The sequence below is a fragment of the Sporosarcina sp. Y838 genome (assembly GCF_056786515.1).
In genome coordinates this window covers 102488-122563 of sequence record NZ_JBXCJD010000004.1, presented here as the reverse complement: position 1 = coordinate 122563, position 20076 = coordinate 102488, and the positions used below count along the sequence as shown (strand labels likewise).

Genomic DNA, 20076 nt, shown 5'->3' with positions numbered 1-20076 from the left:
ATGGACTTCCCATTTCAAAGGGAAGTCCATTTTTATTCGGATGTATCGAAAGGTTGAAGAATATCGCGTTTGTCCTTCGTGTGAAAAACAAGTACTTTATCGGTCGGGTCGTATTTTTGACCGTAAAAAGTTTCATCTTTGTATGTGTGAATTTCATCGTACGTCTGAGTCATTGCGTTGTAGATTTCTTCTTCGCCTGAATCAGTAGGCGACCAGTATAAAATTTCGAGCACTGTGTTTTCACCCGTAGCCAGAGAGCGGCGGTTATAGCCGATGCGCTGTGCATGTGAGAACGCTTCGCGTGAGTAAAACTTAAGCCTTTTAGCTGTATCTGTATCTTCATAGTCGACTGGCTCCACTTCTAGGAGGATCGGTTTATTTTTGGACTTTAACATGGTCAATAGTTTACCGCCAAGTCCCATACCGCGTGATTGTGTGGAAACAAACAAATAATCTACGAAGATGAATTTTTCGAACTCAACATACATGAGCACATGATGTGGTCCTTCGTCTTTTTTGTAGACACTTTTCTTGTCCAACAGCAACGCGTCCATATGTTCCTTTGACTTCATCTCTTCAACGGGGAAGTATTCATTTAACTTCTCGTACCAATTCAAAATGTATTGCCTCCAATGGTTTATTTACTGGATTGTAAGACCGAGGAAAAAAGAAGGGCAAGAAAAATCCTCTATTGCTCTGTTTACCCATATATTCAAAATGATAAACTTTTTTCAACTTCAATCCGAAAAATGAAACTATTTTGCTGATAGCCCGTATACTAACTATCAGCAAAAAATCTTCAAGATGGAAAAGGGTGTATTTTATGCTTAACTTACTATTATTTTCTATAATTACGGGCGTTGTATTCAGTTTATTAATCGTACCTTTTATCCTCAGCAGTCAAACAAAACGTGTCACAGATGATGCGCAAACGCTGATTGCCTTCAATAGAGGTGCCGCAATAGCTACAGTAGCGATTATCTCTGCTGTTTTGGTATTTTTGTTTTACTATATGACTAATATGGATCGCAACTGGACGTCGCTCTGGATTGCATTTCTAGTGGTTACACTTCTAGGTGCCATTTCCGCTGGCGGTAAAGATCGTAAAGTGAAAGGCGTTTTGTTCCTGGGCGCACTTGTGTTTGGCGTTTATATTTTAAGTTCTCCGCTATTCAATGCCGATAAGAAATACAAAGCGGTTGAGATGGACCAGAAAGTTGAAATCACAGCTTTTGACGAAACGAAAACGCCAGCAAGTGTCCCTCCGAAATTTGCAAGAAATAAAATGAAGAAAGCGTTCGGGCAAGTACCGAATACAAGTTATTATGAACTTGGCAGTCTGCAGATTCAAAAAGTAGATGGTAAATTCGTCTACATTGCACCCGTTGAGTTTTCTGGCTTTTTTAAATGGCTAAATGCGGATACAACTCCGGGTTATTTCACGATGAGCGCGACGGATTCAGCAGATAATCCTAAATTTGTGGAAGCAGAAATGGCTTACACGCCATCGTCATTCTTCCATAAGCAAGTTGAGCGTCATATACGAATGAAAATGCCGAATCTCATCTTTTATGGAGATGTACAACTCGAAATTGATGATGAAGGAAAGCCGCATTATATACGTTCATACGGTGAATTCATCAGCGCACGTAATGGTTTTGACGTAAAGGGAATTGTAGTCGTTGATCCTGAGAGTGGTAGTGTGAAGAAATATTCGCTAAAAGATGTTCCAGAATATATTGATGGCGCTGTTTCACCTGAAGCTGTCAGTTTGCAGAACAGCTATTTCGGTAATTATATCCATGGTTTCTGGAATTCAATCATTGGGAAGAAAGACGTCAAACTACCGTCTGATGAAGGAACAGAGGCAAATGTCAGCCCAATCTTCGATGAAGATGGCCATATGTATTACTTCACCGATTTCACTAGCCCGAAAGAAGGCGTCGATTCGATGCTAGGCTATGCGTTGACTGACGGGAGAACAGGTAAAGCCACATATTATACAGGTAATCTAGAAGAGTCCTATATGGATTCTCAAGGAGCACTTCAAATCATAGAAAAGAAATTCATAGAAAAGAAATGGTCGGGAGAAATGCCAGTCTTGTATAACTTCTACGGAGAAGCTAGCTGGTTGACACCGGTACTCGATTCAAATGGATTCCTACAAAATTACTTCATCGTATCAGCATCGAATCCGGAGATTTCGGTCTACGGAAATACGCCAAATGAAGCGTTAAAGTTATATAAAACAGCTCTTCAACGCGGAAGTAGCAGTGTGGATGGCAGTTCAGGCGCCGAAGAGTCGAAGGTGGCGGTAACTGTCGTGCGTGTCTTTAAAGAACGCGTTGGCGACTTTACACTGATTTCATTTTTAGCGGAGGATGGACGCAACTTCATCGTTTCTTCTGAAACTGTGCCGCTTGCCATTTATATTCAAGCAGGCGATAAACTTGCCGTAACGTATTTAGAAACGGGAGAACTATTCTTGCCGGTCAAAGAATTGACGAATGTTAGCGTGGAATAGAGGGTAAAGGAGTGTAAGGCCATACGCCTTGCACTCCATTTTTTTGTTTAGAGACTAAAAGATCACCTACTATGCCGATGCTAAGGGAATCCCCTCCTTCTTGGTGCATATCGATTGCAGTGCGAACAGAGAGTCCTGTACAATCAAGTCAAAGATAGTCAAAGTCAACGGCTTATTCCCCCAGTAGGAAAGAGGTGAGGACATGCGAAACATTTCCGACATTATAGAAGGATATTTGAAGGCAATAATCGAAGAGGAACAGTGTGGAACGATTGAAATTAAGCGCAATGAAGTTGCTGAAAAATTCCAATGCGTACCATCGCAGATCAACTACGTCATTAAGACCCGTTTTACGGCGGAAAGAGGATATGCAGTTGAGTCTAAGCGAGGTGGCGGTGGTTATATACGCATATTCCGCGTGCAGGCAAATTCTCGCAAAGAATTAATTGAACATATTCTAGAGGGTATCCAGTCAGGAGCCTCCTTTACAATGGCCCTGGATGTCGTCTACAGACTAATTGAGGAAGACGTTATATCTGAGCGCGAGTCAAAGCTTATTCTCGCCGCTGTCGATCGAACAACAATCCATCAGCCACTTCCCGAACGTGATATTATACGTGCACGTATTTTGCAAGCGATGCTTTTGACGCTCATTTACGAGCAGCTAAACTGATTGATAATCTAACTGATTTGAGGTGGCTTTCAATGATATGTGAAAATTGTAAAGAACGGCCCGCATCCGTCAGCATCACTCAAGAAAGCGTGGTCGGATCCATGGAACATCATTTATGTGAGAAGTGCGCTTTCCAATCACATACATTAATTTTTGATCCTAACCAGGAACCGCTGTCGATCCAACAGTTCCTATCGCACTGGTTCAGCGGTTCAGAATCATTTCAGGAACAGCAGCCGAAAAGAGGGGAACAGTTGACAGGACCTGAATGTCCTTCATGCGGTTTGACGTTCCCGAAATTTCTCGATATCGGGAAATTTGGCTGTGCGGCATGTTACGACACGTTCCGTGAAAGACTTCCATACGTCTTTGGGAAACTGCACAACGGACGTTCGTCACATACGGGTAAAATCCCAGTTTCTTTTAATGAGCTTTATGCCGTTAAAAAGAAGATTGATGAGATTCGGGTCAAAATGAAAGATGCTATCGAAGCCGAACGTTTTGAAGAAGCGGCAGAATTACGTGACGAAGCGAATACACTCAAGCAACACCTTTCCCATGGAGGTGAAGAAAACGATGTCGATTGAAAAATTCATGCGTAATGCGGTAACCACCTGGATGATAGCTTATGGAGAAAACTCAGATATCGTGATGTCTACACGGGTTCGGCTTGCACGTAATTTAACAGGCTATCGTTTTCCAATCGCCATCACGGAAGAAGAGGCCATGGCGGTTGACAGGGCGGTTACAGGCGTCTTGCTTGATGCTGTAGAAAACGGGTATACCTACACCAAGATGTCGGATCTCCCTGCACTGGAACGACAAGTGCTCGTTGAGAAGCATTTAATCAGTCCACAACTTGCAGCACCTAATCGGCACGGGGCTGTCTTGCTATCGGAAGATGAGACCGTGAGTGTCATGGTCAATGAAGAAGACCATATTCGGATCCAATGCATCTGTCCAGGGCTTCAGCTGGAAGATGCATACAAACAGGCCAACCGAGTAGATGATTATTTGGAAAAAGAGCTACCATACGCGTTTGATGAGGATTTCGGTTTTTTGACAAGCTGCCCGTCAAATACGGGAACCGGCATGCGCGCATCAGTCATGATGCATTTGCCTGCACTTACCATTACCAAACAGATTGAACGTATAATTCCGGCTATTTCACGACTTGGCATGATTGTCCGTGGAAGTTATGGAGAAGGAAGCGAAGCGCCCGGCAATATCTATCAAGTGTCAAATCAGACAACGCTTGGTAAAACGGAGCAGGAGATATTGGAAGACCTTAGGAACATTACATCTCGCCTGATTGCTCATGAACGGAAATCACGGGAGTTGTTACTCGCAAAGTCACGGATTTCACTTGAGAACAGGTTATTCCGTTCGCTCGGTACAATCAGCTATGCACGTCTGTTACCGTCAGGAGAAGCTGCTCGATGTCTTTCCGACGTCAGGCTCGGAATCGATCTAGGGATTATCCAGGACGTTGATGTGTCGATCTTAAATGAGTTGATGATATTTATGCAACCGGGTTTTTTGCAGCAATATGCAAGTACGGAATTATCCCAGGAAGAACGGGATATCTTCAGGGCGAAATTGTTCCGCGAACGGCTTAACGTGGAAAGAACAGTGCCGCCGGTTGAAAAAGAAGCGGAAGAGTGAGCAACTATTTTGCACAATATCTTAGGTTTCTGTATAGTCAGGTCAAAGATAGTCAAAGTCAATTTCTCTAATAAAGGAGTTCTGACGTTACCAGTTGAATACGTATAATTAGGATGGTTGTTTTATCGCTCCATTCTAATATTTATAATTCAATTGAGTAATGTACGAGTATTTGGGGAATTGATTGTATATATATAGTATAGAAGGAGAGGACTGATTATGATGTTTAACCGATTTACACAGCGTGCACAGAAAGTATTGCAACTTGCACAGGAAGAGGCAATTCGAATGAAACACGAGTCCATCGGCACAGAACATATTTTGCTAGGGCTAATCCGTGAAGGCGGAGGAATTGCCGCGAAAGCACTTGAAGCGATTGGTGTGAACTTTGAAACAATCGTACAAGGCGTGGAAAAACTTGTCGGAGCCGGAACAAAGGATGTCGGTCCCATCGTTCACTACACACCTAGAGCAAAAAAAGTTATTGAATTATCCGTAGATGAATCACGCAAACTTGGCCATTCCTATATCGGTACGGAACATATTTTGCTTGCACTTATTCGTGAGGGTGAAGGCGTTGCAGCGCGAGTATTGAATAATTCCGGCGTTAGCTTGAACAAAGCGCGTCAGCAAGTACTTCAACTTCTGGGAAGCAATGACAGTTCAGCAACAGGTCAAGGGGTCTCTAATTCTGCCGCAACACCAACGTTAGATAGTTTGGCACGTGATTTAACAGAAGTGGCACGTGAAGGCTTGCTAGATCCGGTTATCGGACGTAGCAAAGAAATCACACGTGTTATTGAAGTATTGGCACGCCGGACGAAAAACAATCCGGTACTAATCGGAGAACCGGGTGTCGGTAAGACAGCAATTGCGGAAGGGCTTGCGCAGCAAGTCATTAACAACGAAGTACCTGAAATCCTTCGTGACAAGCGTGTCATGACGCTTGATATGGGAACTGTTGTCGCAGGTACGAAATACCGTGGTGAATTTGAAGATCGCATGAAAAAAGTAATGGAAGAGATTCGCCAGGCGGGCAATATCATTCTGTTCATCGATGAATTGCACACATTAATTGGAGCAGGAGGAGCGGAAGGTGCAATCGATGCATCTAATATCCTGAAACCGTCACTCGCACGCGGTGAATTGCAATGTATTGGTGCAACGACACTGGACGAATACCGTAAATATATTGAAAAAGATGCAGCGCTTGAACGACGTTTCCAACCGATTCAAGTCGATGAGCCAACTGTTGATGAAACAATTCAGATTTTATATGGATTGCGTGACCGTTATGAAGCGCATCACCGTGTGAAAATTACGGATGCCTCAATTGAAGCGGCTGCAAAAATGTCGGATCGCTATATTTCCGACAGATTCCTTCCGGATAAAGCAATTGACTTAATTGACGAAGCGGGCTCGAAGGTTCGCCTACGCTCATATACAACTCCACCGAACTTGAAAGAGCTCGAATCGAAACTAGAAGCAATCCGTTCTGAGAAGAATGCGGCTGTACAAAGTCAAGAATTCGAAAAAGCGGCATCTTTCCGTGATAAAGAACAGAAGATGAAAGAAGAACTTGAAACAACGAAAACTGACTGGAAAGAAAAGCAAGGTCAAAAGGAATCTGAAGTAACAGTTGAAGATATCGCTGAAGTTGTTGCAATGTGGACGGGAATACCTGTCTCTAAAATTGCAGAAGCGGAATCCGCCAAATTGCTCAATATGGAAGAAATGCTCCATGAACGTGTTATCGGTCAAGGTGAAGCAGTTACAGCTATTTCCCGGGCAATACGCCGAGCGCGTGCAGGCTTGAAAGATCCTAAGCGTCCAATCGGTTCGTTCATATTCCTCGGACCTACAGGTGTCGGGAAAACGGAACTTGCAAGAGCGCTTGCAGAAGTCATGTTCGGTGACGAAGACGCAATGATCCGCGTCGACATGTCCGAGTATATGGAAAAACATTCGACATCACGACTTGTCGGTTCACCTCCAGGTTATGTAGGCTATGAAGAAGGCGGACAGTTAACAGAGAAAGTTCGACGCAAACCCTACTCAGTAGTCCTGTTGGATGAAATCGAAAAAGCGCACCCGGATGTATTTAACATACTACTGCAAGTACTGGAAGATGGAAGATTGACGGATTCAAAAGGACGCACAGTCGATTTCCGTAATACGGTTATTATTATGACGTCCAACGTAGGTGCACAAGAACTCAGGAAAAATCGTTATGTGGGCTTCAATATTGGAGACGCAGGACGTGATTACGAAGGCATGAAGTCGGCGATGCTTGAAGAGTTGAAGAAAGCTTTCCGTCCAGAGTTCCTAAATCGTGTCGATGAAATGATTGTTTTCCATTCTCTTGAAAAAGATCATTTGCGTGAAATCGTCACACTTATGTCTAATGAGTTGACTAAACGTCTCGTCGAACAAGATATCGAGCTTGCATTAACGGATGCTGCGAAATTGAAAATTGTTGACGCGGGTTACGACCCTGAGTACGGTGCTCGACCATTGCGCCGTGCCATCCAGAAACACGTCGAAGACCGGTTGTCCGAGGAACTTTTAAAAGGTACAGTCCTCGTAGGTGGTAAAGTACTCGTCGATGTGGTGAATGAGGAGTTTGTCGTCAAGGTTGGAAAAGATGCCGAACAAATAGAGGTTGCTGAAAAAGAAGTAGTAATCGAAAAATAAAGAGTGAATTGGATAGCCCATCCTTAACCCGCTATTTTGGGGGAAGATGGGCTGTCCTTTTCGTATTTGGAGGATTCCATGGCTAAAAGAAAGGTAAAATTCATGTGTAAGTCATGTGGATATGAATCACCGAAGTGGATGGGCCGCTGTCCGGGGTGTGGTGAGTGGAACATGATGGAGGAAGAAGTTGAAGCCGCTGTCCAAAAAGGTCCGCGCGGCGCATTTCAACATACGGATACAGTCCGTCATAAGGCGCTACCAATTAGTTCGATTGAAATGGTTGAGGAACCAAGAATCGGAACGGATCTTGAAGAGTTTAACCGCGTTCTAGGTGGTGGAATTGTCCCTGGTTCACTCATACTTATCGGTGGGGATCCGGGTATCGGAAAGTCGACACTCCTACTACAAGTATCGTCGCTCTTGGCGAATAAAGGACAGCGTGTCCTTTACATTTCAGGCGAGGAATCAATTCGCCAAACAAAGTTACGTGCCGAGCGGTTAGGCGTAAAGTCTGACGAACTCTATATTTATGCAGAAACTGATCTTGGGTTGATACACGAAACGATTGCAGATGTGAAACCTACATTTGTCGTTGTGGACTCAATCCAGACCGTTCATCATCCAGAAGTAGCGTCTGCGCCTGGAAGTGTATCTCAAGTACGCGAATGTACGGCTCAACTGATGCGCATCGCAAAGACGCAAAACATTGCCATTTTCCTCGTTGGCCACGTGACGAAAGACGGACAGATCGCCGGTCCGCGACTGCTTGAGCATATGGTCGATACCGTACTCTACTTCGAAGGGGAGCGTCATCATACGTACCGGATTTTACGTAGTGTAAAAAACCGGTTTGGTTCTACAAATGAAATTGCCATATTTGAAATGTTGCAGGAGGGTTTAAAAGAAGTACTAAATCCATCCGAGCTGTTCCTTAGGGAAAGATCTCAAGGTGGGGCTGGCTCAACAGTCGTCGCATCTATGGAAGGAACAAGACCGATTCTTGTGGAAATCCAAGCGCTCGTGACGCCTTCAAGCTTTAATTACCCGAAGCGCATGGCAACAGGGCTCGACCAAAACCGTGTCCAATTGCTGATGGCTGTACTTGAGAAGCGTATGGGGATGCTCCTGCAAGCACAGGATGCATATATTAAAGTAGCGGGTGGCGTAAAGTTGGATGAACCGGCGATTGACCTAGCTGTGCTCGTTAGCATCGTCTCCAGCTACCGCGACGTAGCGGCAGGTCTATCCGATTGCTTTATTGGCGAAGTTGGCTTAACGGGGGAAGTACGCCGGGTATCCAGGGTCGAACAGCGCGTATCGGAAGCAGCAAAACTTGGTTTCGAACGCGCAATCATTCCTGAATCGAACCTTGGCGGCTGGGATTACCCGAAAGGCATCCGTGTGATAGGTGTAGAAACAGTCAGTGATGCATTGAAAATCGCTTTCACAGATTGAATGAAGGACAGGGCTGTAATTATGGCAGTTCTGTCACTTCTCTTTTGAAATAAACGGAAAAAGAGAAACTTTCAATTGTCCTAAAGAGTCCTATTACAACAGAGGTGAAAGCTACTCCTGCCTATGCTTATCAAAGCGTTTTGGCGTGAAAACATGTATAATTAATAACTGAAGGAGGTGGTTCATATGTTGAAAAAAGTAGTTCAAGTTACATTCCTGCTTATAGGAGGAACACTGGGTGTATTATTTTTACCGCATTTATTCGCCTTATTTTCTTTCTCCCAGAGTCTATGGATTGATAATCCATACGTGTCCGCAATCCTTGGAGCAGCAATTTTTTACGTGCTCGGTCTTTTCTTAGTGGAACCAATTGTCAATTTCATCAAATGGATGGAAGAACTTTTACTGAAAGCACCAGTTTTTGATTTAATATTTGGTACAATCGGCCTCGTCGTGGGTTTAAGTGTCGCGTTCCTTGTCAGTTTTGGTTTGGGTAGTATCCAAATACCAATCATTACATCAGTTCTTCCGATTCTATTATCAATCATTCTCGGCTATTTAGGTTTTCAGGTTGGGTTTAAGAAGCGGGAAGAAATCATCAATACGCTACAATCTACAAAGAACAGTGGACTCAAAAAGAAAGAAGTGGAGGATGCATCCACTCAAACAAAAGGGAAGCACTACAAGATATTGGATACCAGCGTTATTATAGATGGTCGGATTGCTGATATTTCGGAGACAGGTTTTCTCGAAGGTGTGTTAGTTGTGCCCCAGTTCGTATTAACAGAGCTTCAGCATATTGCGGATTCTTCAGACACGTTAAAACGGACGAAAGGCAGACGTGGACTTGACGTATTGAAGCGCATGCAAACCTATGACGGTCCATCTATTCAAATTACTGACGAAGATTTCGCTGGTGTTCCCGAAGTCGATATGAAGCTTGTGCATTTGGCTAAGAGTATGGGTGGGCTCGTAGTAACAAACGATTTCAATTTGAATAAAGTCGCAGATTTGCACGGCGTTTCAGTTCTAAACATCAACGATCTTGCGAATGCGGTGAAGCCGGTTGTTATTCCGGGTGAAGACATGCATGTCGTGATTGTTAAAGACGGTAAAGAACAGAACCAGGGTGTTGCCTACTTGGATGACGGTACAATGATTGTCGTTGAAGATGGGAAATTCCATATTGGTAATGCCATCGATGTCGTTGTAACAAGTGTGTTGCAGACGTCGGCGGGAAGAATGATTTTTGCTAAATTGAAAAATGGTAAACCTTAAAAACTAAATTGAGCATGACGAACTCATAAAAAAGGGATGGAAATCGTGAACTATACAGTGATGATGCCGGCAGCCGGAAGTGGTCAACGGATGGATGCCGGATTCAATAAATTGTTTTTGAAACTGGATGACAAACCAATTCTTATCCATACACTACAAGTGTTTGAAGGAGATCCGGCGTGTGTTGGGGTTATTCTTGCTGTGAAGCCTGAAGAGCGTGCTCAAATTCAATCCATGCTTGACCAATTCGCTATTAATAAAGTTACAGCTTTAGTAGATGGTGGAGGGGAGCGGCAAGATAGTGTAGCGGCATGCATCTATGCACATGACGGGGGTGGTATTGTCCTCGTTCATGATGCTGCCAGGCCATTTATCCGACATAGCGTTATTACTGAGCTTGTTAAAGTAGCGGAGAAGCACGGAGCGGCGATTGCTGGCGTACGGGCAAAAGATACAATGAAGTATGTTGAATTGGGTGTTGTCGAAGGCACAGTGGATCGTGAGAAGTTGTGGGTCATTCAGACTCCCCAGGCATTCCGCTATGAGTTGCTGAAACTGGCATCCGCACAAGCACAAGCAGAGGGTTTTCTAGGCACGGATGAATCGATGCTCGTCGAACGCCTTGGCGAACCGATACATATTGTAGAAAGTACTTATGATAATGTGAAGATGACAACGCAAGAGGACCTTGTTTTTGGAGAGGTTTTATTGAAAAAAAGTAGGAGGTTTTTTAAATGATTAGAGTAGGACAAGGGTTTGATGTACACAAGTTTGAAACGGGGCGTCCGCTTATCATCGGTGGTGTTCTAATTCCGCATGACAGAGGGCTGACAGGTCATTCTGATGCGGATGTACTTCTACATACAATTACCGATGCAGCGCTTGGTGCAATTGGTGAAGGGGATATCGGAAGGCATTTTCCGGATACGGATGCGGAATTTAAAGACGCTGATTCGGCAGTGTTGTTAGAAAAGATTTGGACACTTGTAGAAGAAAAAGGTTATAAACTCGGCAACATTGACTGTACGATTATTGCGCAAAAGCCGAAAATGGCTCCGTATATTGAAGTAATCCAAAAGCGTGTCGCAGACTTGCTGAAAGCAGATGTAACACAAGTGAATGTCAAAGCGACGACAACTGAACAATTAGGGTTCACTGGACGCGAGGAAGGAATTGCCTCTATGGCAACAATTCTGCTCGTTAAGGCATAACACCTTTTAAACGGTCGAGGCAAGTGGTAAAATAACAAACAGTAATGAAATCAGATTGGGGAGAGATTCATATGACTTCAGAAGTACGCGTACGCTATGCGCCAAGTCCAACCGGCCATCTACATATCGGCGGAGCACGCACAGCATTATTCAATTACCTATTCGCACGTCACCATGGTGGTAAATTCATCGTACGAATTGAGGACACAGACATTGAACGTAATATCGAAGCGGGAGAACTTTCCCAGCTTGAAAACTTGAAGTGGTTAGGTATCGATTATGATGAGTCGGTTGATATCGGAGGTCCATACGCTCCTTATCGTCAAATGGAACGTCTCGATCTTTACACGAAATACGGTCAGGAAGTATTGGAAAAAGGTCATGCTTACAAATGCTTCTGTACATCTGAAGAACTGGAAATAGAGCGTGAAGCGCAGAAGACGGCAGGAATCGCTGCTCCAATGTACGGCGGTAAATGCCGGAATCTGAGTGCAGAAGAAGTAGCGGAAAAAGAAGCTACTGAACTTTCATATACAATTCGTATGCGTGTACCGAAAGACAAAACGTATAAAGTGGAAGACCTTGTCCGAGGCACAGTGACATTCGAGTCGAAAGATGTAGGCGACTGGGTTCTTGTGAAAGCAAATGGCATTCCAACTTACAACTTTGCGGTTGTTATCGATGATCATTTAATGAAAATTTCCCACGTATTCCGCGGCGAGGAGCATTTAACAAATACGCCGAAACAACTGATGGTGTCTGATGTCTTCGGTTGGTCGTATCCAGAATTCGGTCATATGACGTTAATTGTCAATGAAGATCGAAAAAAACTTTCTAAACGTGATGAATCGATTATTCAATTCATTTCGCAGTATAAAGACCTTGGGTATTTACCCGACGCTATGTTTAACTTCTTCGCACTGCTAGGCTGGTCTCCAGGTGGAGAAGAGGAGATATTCACGCACGAAGAATTAATCAAAATGTTTGACGTAAGCCGTCTTTCTAAATCTCCCTCCATGTTCGATAAACAAAAATTGACGTGGACGAACAATCAATACGTGAAAAAGATGAGCCTTGAAGAAGTGGTCGAATTTGCATTGCCATACCTTCAGGATGCAGGTCTTCTCAATAAAGAGATGACTGAATCGGAAACCGCATGGGCTCACGATTTGATCGCTCTCTATCAGGATCAGTTGAGCTTCGGAGCAGAAATTGTTGAATTATCTGCCCAGTTTTTCGATCACGAGATTGAATATGATGAAGAATCGACGGAAGTACTTGCTGGAGAACAGGTGCCTGAGGTGATGGCTTCCTTTAAAGAAAAGCTAGAAGTGCTTGAGACATTTGATGCGCCATCTATTAAAGACGCCATCAAAGCAGTCCAAAAGGAAACAGGGCACAAAGGTAAAAACTTGTTCATGCCAATCCGTGTTGTAACAACGGGTCAAATGCATGGCCCAGAATTGCAGGCATCCATTGCATTGATTGGGAAAGAAAAGTCAATTGAACGTGTGGCTAAATTCGCAAAACAATAACATTGACTTTCCTCTTTTGAAATGTACAATTAAATTAATTACGTAAACCTATGAAAAGGATTAAGTACACAATGCAAGCTCTTCAGAGAGGATCATCACCGGCTGTAAATGATCCGTGCCTCTGCTTTGTGGAAATGCCCCTTAGAGTGCCGTGCCGAAAGTTAGTAGGCCGGACGCATCGCCAGCGTTATAGGCGTCAAGCGGGAAGGCTAACACCTTCCAAGCGGAGTGGAACCGCGCATTCAATGCGTCTCTGTCATTTATTTGACGGGGACGTATTTTTTTTATGAGAAAAGCGGAGGCGGCCGCATAGATATGACAGGCATAAGACGGACCTGCGGAGCGGAGCACTTTTCCCGGGAAGGATGCAGTTCAATCCTTCCTAGCAGGGCTGGCTTATGACCCGAGCATCTGGCCGCAGTAGCTAGACAAGAAAAGCGAAAGCGGCCGTGTAGATGAACGCAGCATTAGTGCGCCACGTCCTGTGAAAACAGGGAGGATGCAGTTCAATCCTTCCTAATAGGGTCGGCTTAGGAACTAAGCATCTGGCCGCAATAGCTAGACACTGAGTTAAGGGGGAGTGAACGAGTTGTTTCGCAGAATGAAAGAAGATGTTCAATGCATATTTGAACAAGATCCAGCAGCACGTAATGTTTTTGAAGTTATCCTAACTTATTCTGGCCTGCACGCGTTATGGTCTCACCGAATTGCACATGCTCTATTTAAAAAGAAACTGTTATTTCTGGCTCGTGTTGTCTCACAGATTAGCCGGTTTTTCACAGGTATAGAAATTCATCCGGGTGCTAAAATCGGGCGCAGGTTTTTCATAGACCATGGTATGGGAGTTGTTATTGGGGAAACTTGTGAAATAGGCAACGACGTTACGATTTATCAAGGCGTGACCCTCGGTGGAACGGGTAAAGAAAGTGGAAAGCGGCATCCTACACTCCATGACAATGTACTTGTTGCCTCTGGCGCGAAAGTACTGGGTTCCATCATAATCGGTGAGGGTAGCAAAGTAGGAGCAGGTTCAGTCGTGTTGAAAGACGTCCCACCCGAGTCGACAGTTGTGGGAATTCCCGGGAAAGTCGTCGTTGCGAACGGTGTACGTGTCAAGAGCAAGCATGATCACCGCGATATGCCGGATCCAGTGGCGGATCGATGTGAGATGCTTGAAAATGAGGTCGAGTACTTGAAGAACAGGCTTGAACAACTAGAGGATTCCAAAGTGAAGGATGGGAAATTATCATGACTATTCAAATCTATAACACACTGACGCGTAAGAAAGAACCTTTCATTCCAATAGAAGAAGGCAAAGTGAAGATGTATGTGTGCGGTCCAACTGTTTACAACTACATCCACATTGGTAATGCACGACCGGTTATCGTATTCGACACAGTTCGACGCTATTTTGACTATCGTGGATATGATGTGAAGTACGTTTCGAATTTCACGGACGTCGACGACAAAATTATCAAAACGGCAAATGAACTTGGGGAAGAAGTTGGAGAACTGACAGAGCGCTTCATCAACGCTTACTTTGAAGATGTCACTGCACTCGGTTGTGGAAAAGCAGACGTTCATCCTCGTGTGACAGATCACATTGAGGATGTCGTGGATTTTGTAAAAGTTTTAGTCGATAAAGACTATGCCTACGAATCACAGGGGGATGTTTATTTCCGTACACAGAAATTTGAAGGCTACGGGAAATTGTCCCATCAATCGACAGATGAACTGAAAATTGGAGCGCGTATTGAGCAAGGGAACAAGAAAGACAATCCACTTGATTTCGTACTTTGGAAAGCGGCTAAGCCTGGTGAGGTTTCATGGGAAAGTCCGTGGGGATTAGGACGTCCGGGATGGCATATCGAATGTTCGGTAATGGCTAGAGAGCACCTCGGCGATACGATCGACATTCACGCGGGCGGGCAGGATCTAACATTCCCACATCATGAGAACGAAATTGCTCAATCCGAATCAATGACAGGTAAGCAGTTTGCGCGTTATTGGATGCACAATGGCTACATTAATATTGATAATGAAAAAATGTCCAAATCACTTGGGAATTTCGTTCTTGTGAATGATATCCGCAAGCAGATTGACCCGAAAGTGCTTCGGTTCTTCATGTTATCCGTGCATTACAGACATCCAGTCAACTTCTCGGAGGAACTTGTCATCAGCGCACAGAACGGTTTGGAACGAATTCAGACTGCATACAACAACTTGAAACACCGTCTTGCTGCATCTGCAGATCTCGGTGATCAGGCAGATATTTGGAATCATAAAGTGGATGAAATCAAAACAACATTTGAAATTGCTATGGATGATGATTTCAATACTGCAAATGCAATTGCATCCATATTTGAATTAGCGAAACTTGCAAACGTCTATTTATTGGAGAAAAATACCCAAACCGAAGTACTTAAGCATTTCATTGACACATTTGATGTTTTGATGGCGGTTCTCGGATTGCCGTTTGATGAGGAAGTAGGCCTTTTAGATGGAGACATCGACGTGTTAATCGAAGAGCGTTTGGAAGCGCGCCGTAATCGTGATTTTAATCGTTCAGATGAAATCCGCGATCAACTGAAAGAACAAGGAATTCTCTTGGAAGATACAGCACAGGGCACTCGCTGGAAAAGAGGGTGACCCGCTTGTATAATTTGCGTGATATAGATGTTAAACAAATAAAGGCTTTGGCCCTTGCTTACATGGGAGATGCGGTTTACGAACAAGCAATTCGGGAGCATCTCCTTCGTTCAGGGCGCGTAAAGCCGAATATACTGCATAGGGAAGCAACACACTATGTATCCGCTAAATCGCAGGCAGCTACGCTGAAAATGATGCAGGAATCAGGGTTTTTAACAGAAGAAGAAGAGGCAATCATGAGACGCGGTCGTAATGCGAAGTCCGGTTCAGTACCGAAAAACACCGATGTAATAACGTATAATTACAGTTCAGGATTTGAAGCGGTCATTGGTTATCTACATTTACTAGGAAGAACAGAGCGAGTCCAAGAATATATCGGTGAGGCAATCAGATTCATCGAACTAACGAAGGAGGAAGGGTCAAAATGAATGAGTATGAAAATGGAAATGAGAATGACATTGAATCCGAGCTGATCGGTGGAAAAAATCCGATTGTTGAAGCGCTACGCTCAGGTAGAGAGTTGAATAAAATTTGGGTTGCCGAAGGCCTTAACATGAAAAGTATCGGGGAAATTCTGTCGCTTGCGAAAAAAGCAGGGATTATCGTACAGGCAGTACCGAAACAAAAACTGGATGGCTTACTCGATATTAATCACCAAGGAATTGTCGCTTCTGTAGCGGCTTACGAATACGCTGAACTCGAAGATCTTTTCACGGTCGCGACCGAACGTGGGGAAGACCCGCTATTCCTTATACTTGATGAACTCGAAGATCCTCACAATCTAGGCTCGATATTGCGGACTGCGGATGCGTCTGGCGTGCACGGTGTTATTATACCGAAGCGTCGTGCTGTAGGATTGACAGGTGTTGTAGCGAAGTCATCAACAGGTGCAATTGAACATATTCCGGTTGTGCGTGTGAATAATTTATCGCAGACAGTTGAAGAGTTAAAAAAGAGGGGTGTCTGGATAGCGGGAACGGATGCTAGTAAATCAGTGGATTATAGACTGATGGATGCAACACTCCCTCTGGCTGTAATTATCGGCAGTGAAGGGAAGGGAATGTCTCGAATTTTAAAAGAGAAATGTGATTTCCTTTATCATTTGCCAATGATCGGCCATGTTACGTCTTTGAACGCTTCGGTAGCAGCGTCCCTTCTCATGTACGAGGTACTGCGTAAACGTCAACCGCTTAAGTCCGACAGATGAAAACAGATATACTCCTGGTCGACGGCTACAATATCATCGGCGCGTGGGAGGAACTGGGTGGGATGAAGCGTAAAAAATTGGCGGATGCACGTGACCGGCTGATTGAACGGATGGCGGAATACAGGGCGCATACCGGCTGGCGTGTCATTATCGTCTTCGATGCGCATCTTGTACCGGGTGTAGAAAAAAGGAAAGTGCTTAATAATATTGAAATTGTCTTTACAAGGAAAAATGAAACGGCCGATGAAAGAATTGAAAAACTTGTCACTGAATTGAGTGGCAGGCGTGTGCAAATTCATGTGGCTACATCAGATTTAACAGAACAATGGGTCATTTTTGCGCATGGAGCTCTGAGAAAGTCGGCAAGAGAACTTGAACTAGAGATGAATGAAATAGATCAGCTGATTTCCACGGAAGTAAAGACTATTCAAAAACAACAGCCACTTTCTAAGATACCTCTAACTGATGAAATAGCGGAAATATTTGAAAAATGGCGCCGTGGAATGAAGTGAACGGTTGACGTAAATTTTTCCAATACTGTATACTAGTTAAATAGTATTGATAACGAACCGGGGTGATCCACGTGTTGAAGCAAACTTACGCAGAAGGTAACATACCGAATTTTCACGGGTTATCCGATGGGGAAATCATTGTTATTATCCACGAAGGCAACACGGATGCTCTCAATTTCCTTATTAAAAAGTATCAATCGTTTGTCAGATTGAAAGCGCGTTCCTATTTCCTTATTGGTGGAGACCGAGAGGATATTATTCAAGAAGGCATGATTGGTCTATACAAAGCAATTCGTGACTTTAAAGAGGATAGGTTAAGTTCGTTCAAAGCCTTTGCGGAGCTATGCATCACTCGTCAAATCATTACCGCTATCAAAACGGCGACCAGGCAGAAACACATCCCTTTAAATACATCGATTTCATTAGATAAACCTGTATTTGACGAAGAATCCGAACGAACATTGCTCGACGTGATTGCAGGTCCGGTGTTGGATGATCCTGAAGGGCTTATGATTCATAAAGAAGATTTTATCCAGATGGAAGATGAAATGAACAAAGTATTAAGTAGTCTTGAAAAACAAGTGCTAGCACTTTACTTGGATGGACAATCTTATCAAGAAATTTCCGTAGAGTTAAATAGACAAGTTAAATCTGTAGATAATGCGCTCCAGCGGATTAAGCGTAAACTTGAGCGATATATGCAAGTTGATGCAGTCAACTAAAAAGCGATTTCCATCGTATTGACATCATGAATTATAGGTGGTACTCTTTAGCAAGACTATGAAAAGATGTTCAGAAAGCCTGGGGACATAAGACTTCGATGTTTTTTGCCAGCATTTATCTCCGTTCCCTGCGTAGTTAAAAATGCGCTACCCGGCTCCATTCGGACAAGAACTATGAGTCGAAAAGGGTGAGGGAATGTCTAAGAAAATTATTTTAAGTTGCGACAAATGCGGGTCACGGAACTATACCGTGCCAGCACGTAGCGATAAGCCAACGGAACGTTTGACGCTTAAGAAGTTTTGCAGCAATTGCAATGCACATACATTGCACAAACAGACGGCATAAAGCAGGATCATACTTAATATTCGGAGGGTTACGGTATAATGAGCAAGTTAAGTGTTTTTTTAAAAGACGTTGTCTCGGAAATGAGAAAAGTAAGCTGGCCGAAACGTAAAGAATTGACTCGTTACACAATCGTAGTCCTTTCTACAGTCGTCTTCATGGCGATATATTTCGGAATTCTTGACCTTGGTATTTCACGAGTTCTGGAATGGTATATTGCATTATAAGAAGAAATATGAATAATCCCTTGAAAAATAGCCCGTCTGACAGGTTGAGCGGGTTTTTTCAATTGTCTAGGAAACAACCAGTGAATAAGTTATTAGATGGAGATTTAACGTTAAGACCCCAACGCCAGGTAACGTATGATATAAATTATCGACGAATCTAAAGCGTTTACGCTTCTATATTATTTGCACGATAAAAGGAGGGACGGACGTACAGTCCTCGTCACTATGGATATGGAGAAAAATTGGTATGTCGTTCATACGTACTCCGGTTATGAAAACAAAGTGAAAGCCAATCTGGAAAAACGTGTTGAAACGATGGGCATGTCAGATAAAATATTCCGCGTTGTCATCCCGGAAGAAGAAGAAACAGATTTCAAAGATGGTAAAAAACGTGTTCTCCTCAAAAAGACATTCCCAGGATATGTCCTTGTCGAAATTATCATGACAGATGATTCTTGGTATGTTGTTCGGAATACACCTGGAGTTACAGGCTTCATCGGTTCATCTGGTGGAGGCGCTAAGCCGACACCGTTACTTCCAGAAGAAGTTGAGTTCATCCTCAAACAGATGGGCGTGAAAGAGCGTAAAGCAGAAATTGACTTTGCTCTCGGTGAAATGGTTGAAGTACTCGAAGGGCCATTCGCAAACTTCCAAGGTAAAGTGGAAGAAATCGATGAAGATAAAGGCAAAGTGAAAGTATCAGTGGATATGTTTGGACGAGAGACGAAAATGGAACTCGACTTCGAACAAGTTCAAAAATTATAATCGTATACTACTTGCGCAAAACGCGAAACAGTGGTATCATTTCAAAGGTCAGCCTATAATCAAGTGGTCTGAACGAACTATCAAATTCTACCGGCGCAAGTCGGCAGGCACATATGAGTGGGAGGGGCAACCCTATTACCACATCACGGACTTAAGGAGGTGTGTCTCGTGGCTAAAAAAGTCATAAAGGTTGTTAAATTGCAAATTCCTGCAGGGAAAGCGAATCCGGCTCCACCAGTTGGACCGGCGTTAGGACAAGCAGGTGTGAACATCATGGGATTCTGTAAAGAATTCAATGCGCGTACATCAGATCAAGCAGGTCTTATTATTCCTGTTGAAATCTCTGTATTCGAAGACCGTTCATTTACTTTCATTACTAAAACTCCACCGGCAGCAGTTTTGCTGAAGGTTGCAGCTAATCTTACAAAAGGTTCAGGTGAACCGAATAAAAAGAAAGTTGCTACTGTGAAACGTGATAAAGTTCGCGAAATAGCAGAACAAAAGATGGAAGATTTAAACGCGGCGTCAGTTGAAGCAGCGATGGCAATGGTTGAAGGTACTGCTCGCAGTATGGGAATCACGATCGAAGACTGATCATGATTTTATAAATCAATAG

The 20076-nt window shown here is 43.6% G+C and carries 21 protein-coding genes; 20 read left to right on the top strand and 1 reads right to left on the bottom strand.

All coding sequences use genetic code 11. From position 1 onward, the window contains the following. Positions 1-32: 32 nt before the first annotated feature. Positions 33-617, bottom strand: coding sequence for a GNAT family N-acetyltransferase (locus tag AC1TO4_RS07175; protein ID WP_482104741.1), 585 nt, complete (start codon positions 615-617; stop codon positions 33-35). A gap of 206 nt (positions 618-823) precedes the next feature. On the opposite strand from AC1TO4_RS07175, the gene AC1TO4_RS07170 reads away from it, so the two are divergent. From AC1TO4_RS07170 to rplK, 20 genes are all read left to right on the top strand, one after another. Beyond that, on the top strand, positions 824-2524 hold the full coding sequence (locus AC1TO4_RS07170) for a hypothetical protein (RefSeq protein ID WP_482104740.1): 1701 nt from the start codon (positions 824-826) through the stop codon (positions 2522-2524). Positions 2525-2726: 202 nt separating this feature from the next. After that, positions 2727-3197, top strand: a complete 471-nt coding sequence (locus AC1TO4_RS07165; protein WP_482101619.1) for a CtsR family transcriptional regulator — start codon at positions 2727-2729, stop codon at positions 3195-3197. A gap of 101 nt (positions 3198-3298) precedes the next feature. After that, a complete protein-coding gene (locus tag AC1TO4_RS07160) occupies positions 3299-3784 on the top strand; it encodes a UvrB/UvrC motif-containing protein (RefSeq protein ID WP_482104739.1) in 486 nt (161 codons plus the stop codon). Continuing rightward, positions 3774-4862 carry a protein-arginine kinase McsB gene (gene mcsB, locus AC1TO4_RS07155; protein WP_482104738.1) on the top strand — a complete coding sequence of 363 codons (1089 nt, stop codon included), beginning with the start codon at positions 3774-3776 and terminating at the stop codon, positions 4860-4862. The genes AC1TO4_RS07160 and mcsB overlap by 11 nt, the downstream gene beginning before the upstream one ends. Before the next feature lie 219 nt (positions 4863-5081). Then, the gene (locus tag AC1TO4_RS07150) at positions 5082-7556 is read left to right on the top strand and encodes an ATP-dependent Clp protease ATP-binding subunit (RefSeq protein WP_482104737.1); all 2475 of its coding nucleotides are present in this window, start codon (positions 5082-5084) and stop codon (positions 7554-7556) included. A gap of 78 nt (positions 7557-7634) precedes the next feature. Beyond that, complete coding sequence (radA, locus tag AC1TO4_RS07145; RefSeq protein WP_482101615.1) at positions 7635-9011, top strand: DNA repair protein RadA; 1377 nt, start codon at positions 7635-7637, stop codon at positions 9009-9011. A 186-nt stretch (positions 9012-9197) separates the two neighbouring features. Beyond that, entirely contained in the window at positions 9198-10289 is a 1092-nt protein-coding gene (locus AC1TO4_RS07140) for a PIN/TRAM domain-containing protein (protein ID WP_482101614.1), read from the top strand. Between the two features lie 45 nt (positions 10290-10334). After that, entirely contained in the window at positions 10335-11027 is a 693-nt protein-coding gene (gene ispD, locus AC1TO4_RS07135) for a 2-C-methyl-D-erythritol 4-phosphate cytidylyltransferase (protein ID WP_482104736.1), read from the top strand. Beyond that, the gene (ispF, locus tag AC1TO4_RS07130; protein ID WP_482104735.1) at positions 11024-11500 is read left to right on the top strand and encodes a 2-C-methyl-D-erythritol 2,4-cyclodiphosphate synthase; all 477 of its coding nucleotides are present in this window, start codon (positions 11024-11026) and stop codon (positions 11498-11500) included. Before ispD ends, ispF begins: the two co-directional genes overlap by 4 nt. A gap of 71 nt (positions 11501-11571) precedes the next feature. Further along, positions 11572-13035, top strand: coding sequence for a glutamate--tRNA ligase (gene gltX / locus AC1TO4_RS07125; protein WP_482104734.1), 1464 nt, complete (start codon positions 11572-11574; stop codon positions 13033-13035). Positions 13036-13624: 589 nt separating this feature from the next. Beyond that, positions 13625-14287, top strand: a complete 663-nt coding sequence (cysE, locus tag AC1TO4_RS07120; protein ID WP_482101610.1) for a serine O-acetyltransferase — start codon at positions 13625-13627, stop codon at positions 14285-14287. Beyond that, entirely contained in the window at positions 14284-15684 is a 1401-nt protein-coding gene (cysS, locus tag AC1TO4_RS07115) for a cysteine--tRNA ligase (RefSeq protein WP_482104733.1), read from the top strand. The genes cysE and cysS overlap by 4 nt, the downstream gene beginning before the upstream one ends. After that, positions 15681-16112 (top strand): Mini-ribonuclease 3, encoded by a 432-nt coding sequence (locus AC1TO4_RS07110; RefSeq protein WP_482104732.1) that lies wholly within the window; start codon positions 15681-15683, stop codon positions 16110-16112. Before cysS ends, AC1TO4_RS07110 begins: the two co-directional genes overlap by 4 nt. Next, the gene (rlmB, locus tag AC1TO4_RS07105; RefSeq protein ID WP_482101607.1) at positions 16109-16891 is read left to right on the top strand and encodes a 23S rRNA (guanosine(2251)-2'-O)-methyltransferase RlmB; all 783 of its coding nucleotides are present in this window, start codon (positions 16109-16111) and stop codon (positions 16889-16891) included. Before AC1TO4_RS07110 ends, rlmB begins: the two co-directional genes overlap by 4 nt. Next, positions 16888-17403 carry an NYN domain-containing protein gene (locus AC1TO4_RS07100; RefSeq protein ID WP_482104731.1) on the top strand — a complete coding sequence of 172 codons (516 nt, stop codon included), beginning with the start codon at positions 16888-16890 and terminating at the stop codon, positions 17401-17403. Before rlmB ends, AC1TO4_RS07100 begins: the two co-directional genes overlap by 4 nt. Before the next feature lie 74 nt (positions 17404-17477). After that, positions 17478-18125 (top strand): RNA polymerase sporulation sigma factor SigH, encoded by a 648-nt coding sequence (gene sigH / locus AC1TO4_RS07095; protein WP_482101605.1) that lies wholly within the window; start codon positions 17478-17480, stop codon positions 18123-18125. Positions 18126-18321: 196 nt separating this feature from the next. Beyond that, the gene (rpmG, locus tag AC1TO4_RS07090; protein ID WP_482101604.1) at positions 18322-18471 is read left to right on the top strand and encodes a 50S ribosomal protein L33; all 150 of its coding nucleotides are present in this window, start codon (positions 18322-18324) and stop codon (positions 18469-18471) included. 38 nt (positions 18472-18509) lie between these two features. Then, the gene (gene secE / locus AC1TO4_RS07085; protein ID WP_482104730.1) at positions 18510-18695 is read left to right on the top strand and encodes a preprotein translocase subunit SecE; all 186 of its coding nucleotides are present in this window, start codon (positions 18510-18512) and stop codon (positions 18693-18695) included. 231 nt (positions 18696-18926) lie between these two features. Then, on the top strand, positions 18927-19460 hold the full coding sequence (nusG, locus tag AC1TO4_RS07080) for a transcription termination/antitermination protein NusG (protein WP_482101602.1): 534 nt from the start codon (positions 18927-18929) through the stop codon (positions 19458-19460). 168 nt (positions 19461-19628) lie between these two features. Beyond that, positions 19629-20054, top strand: coding sequence for a 50S ribosomal protein L11 (gene rplK, locus AC1TO4_RS07075; protein ID WP_482101601.1), 426 nt, complete (start codon positions 19629-19631; stop codon positions 20052-20054). Positions 20055-20076 lie beyond the last annotated feature (22 nt).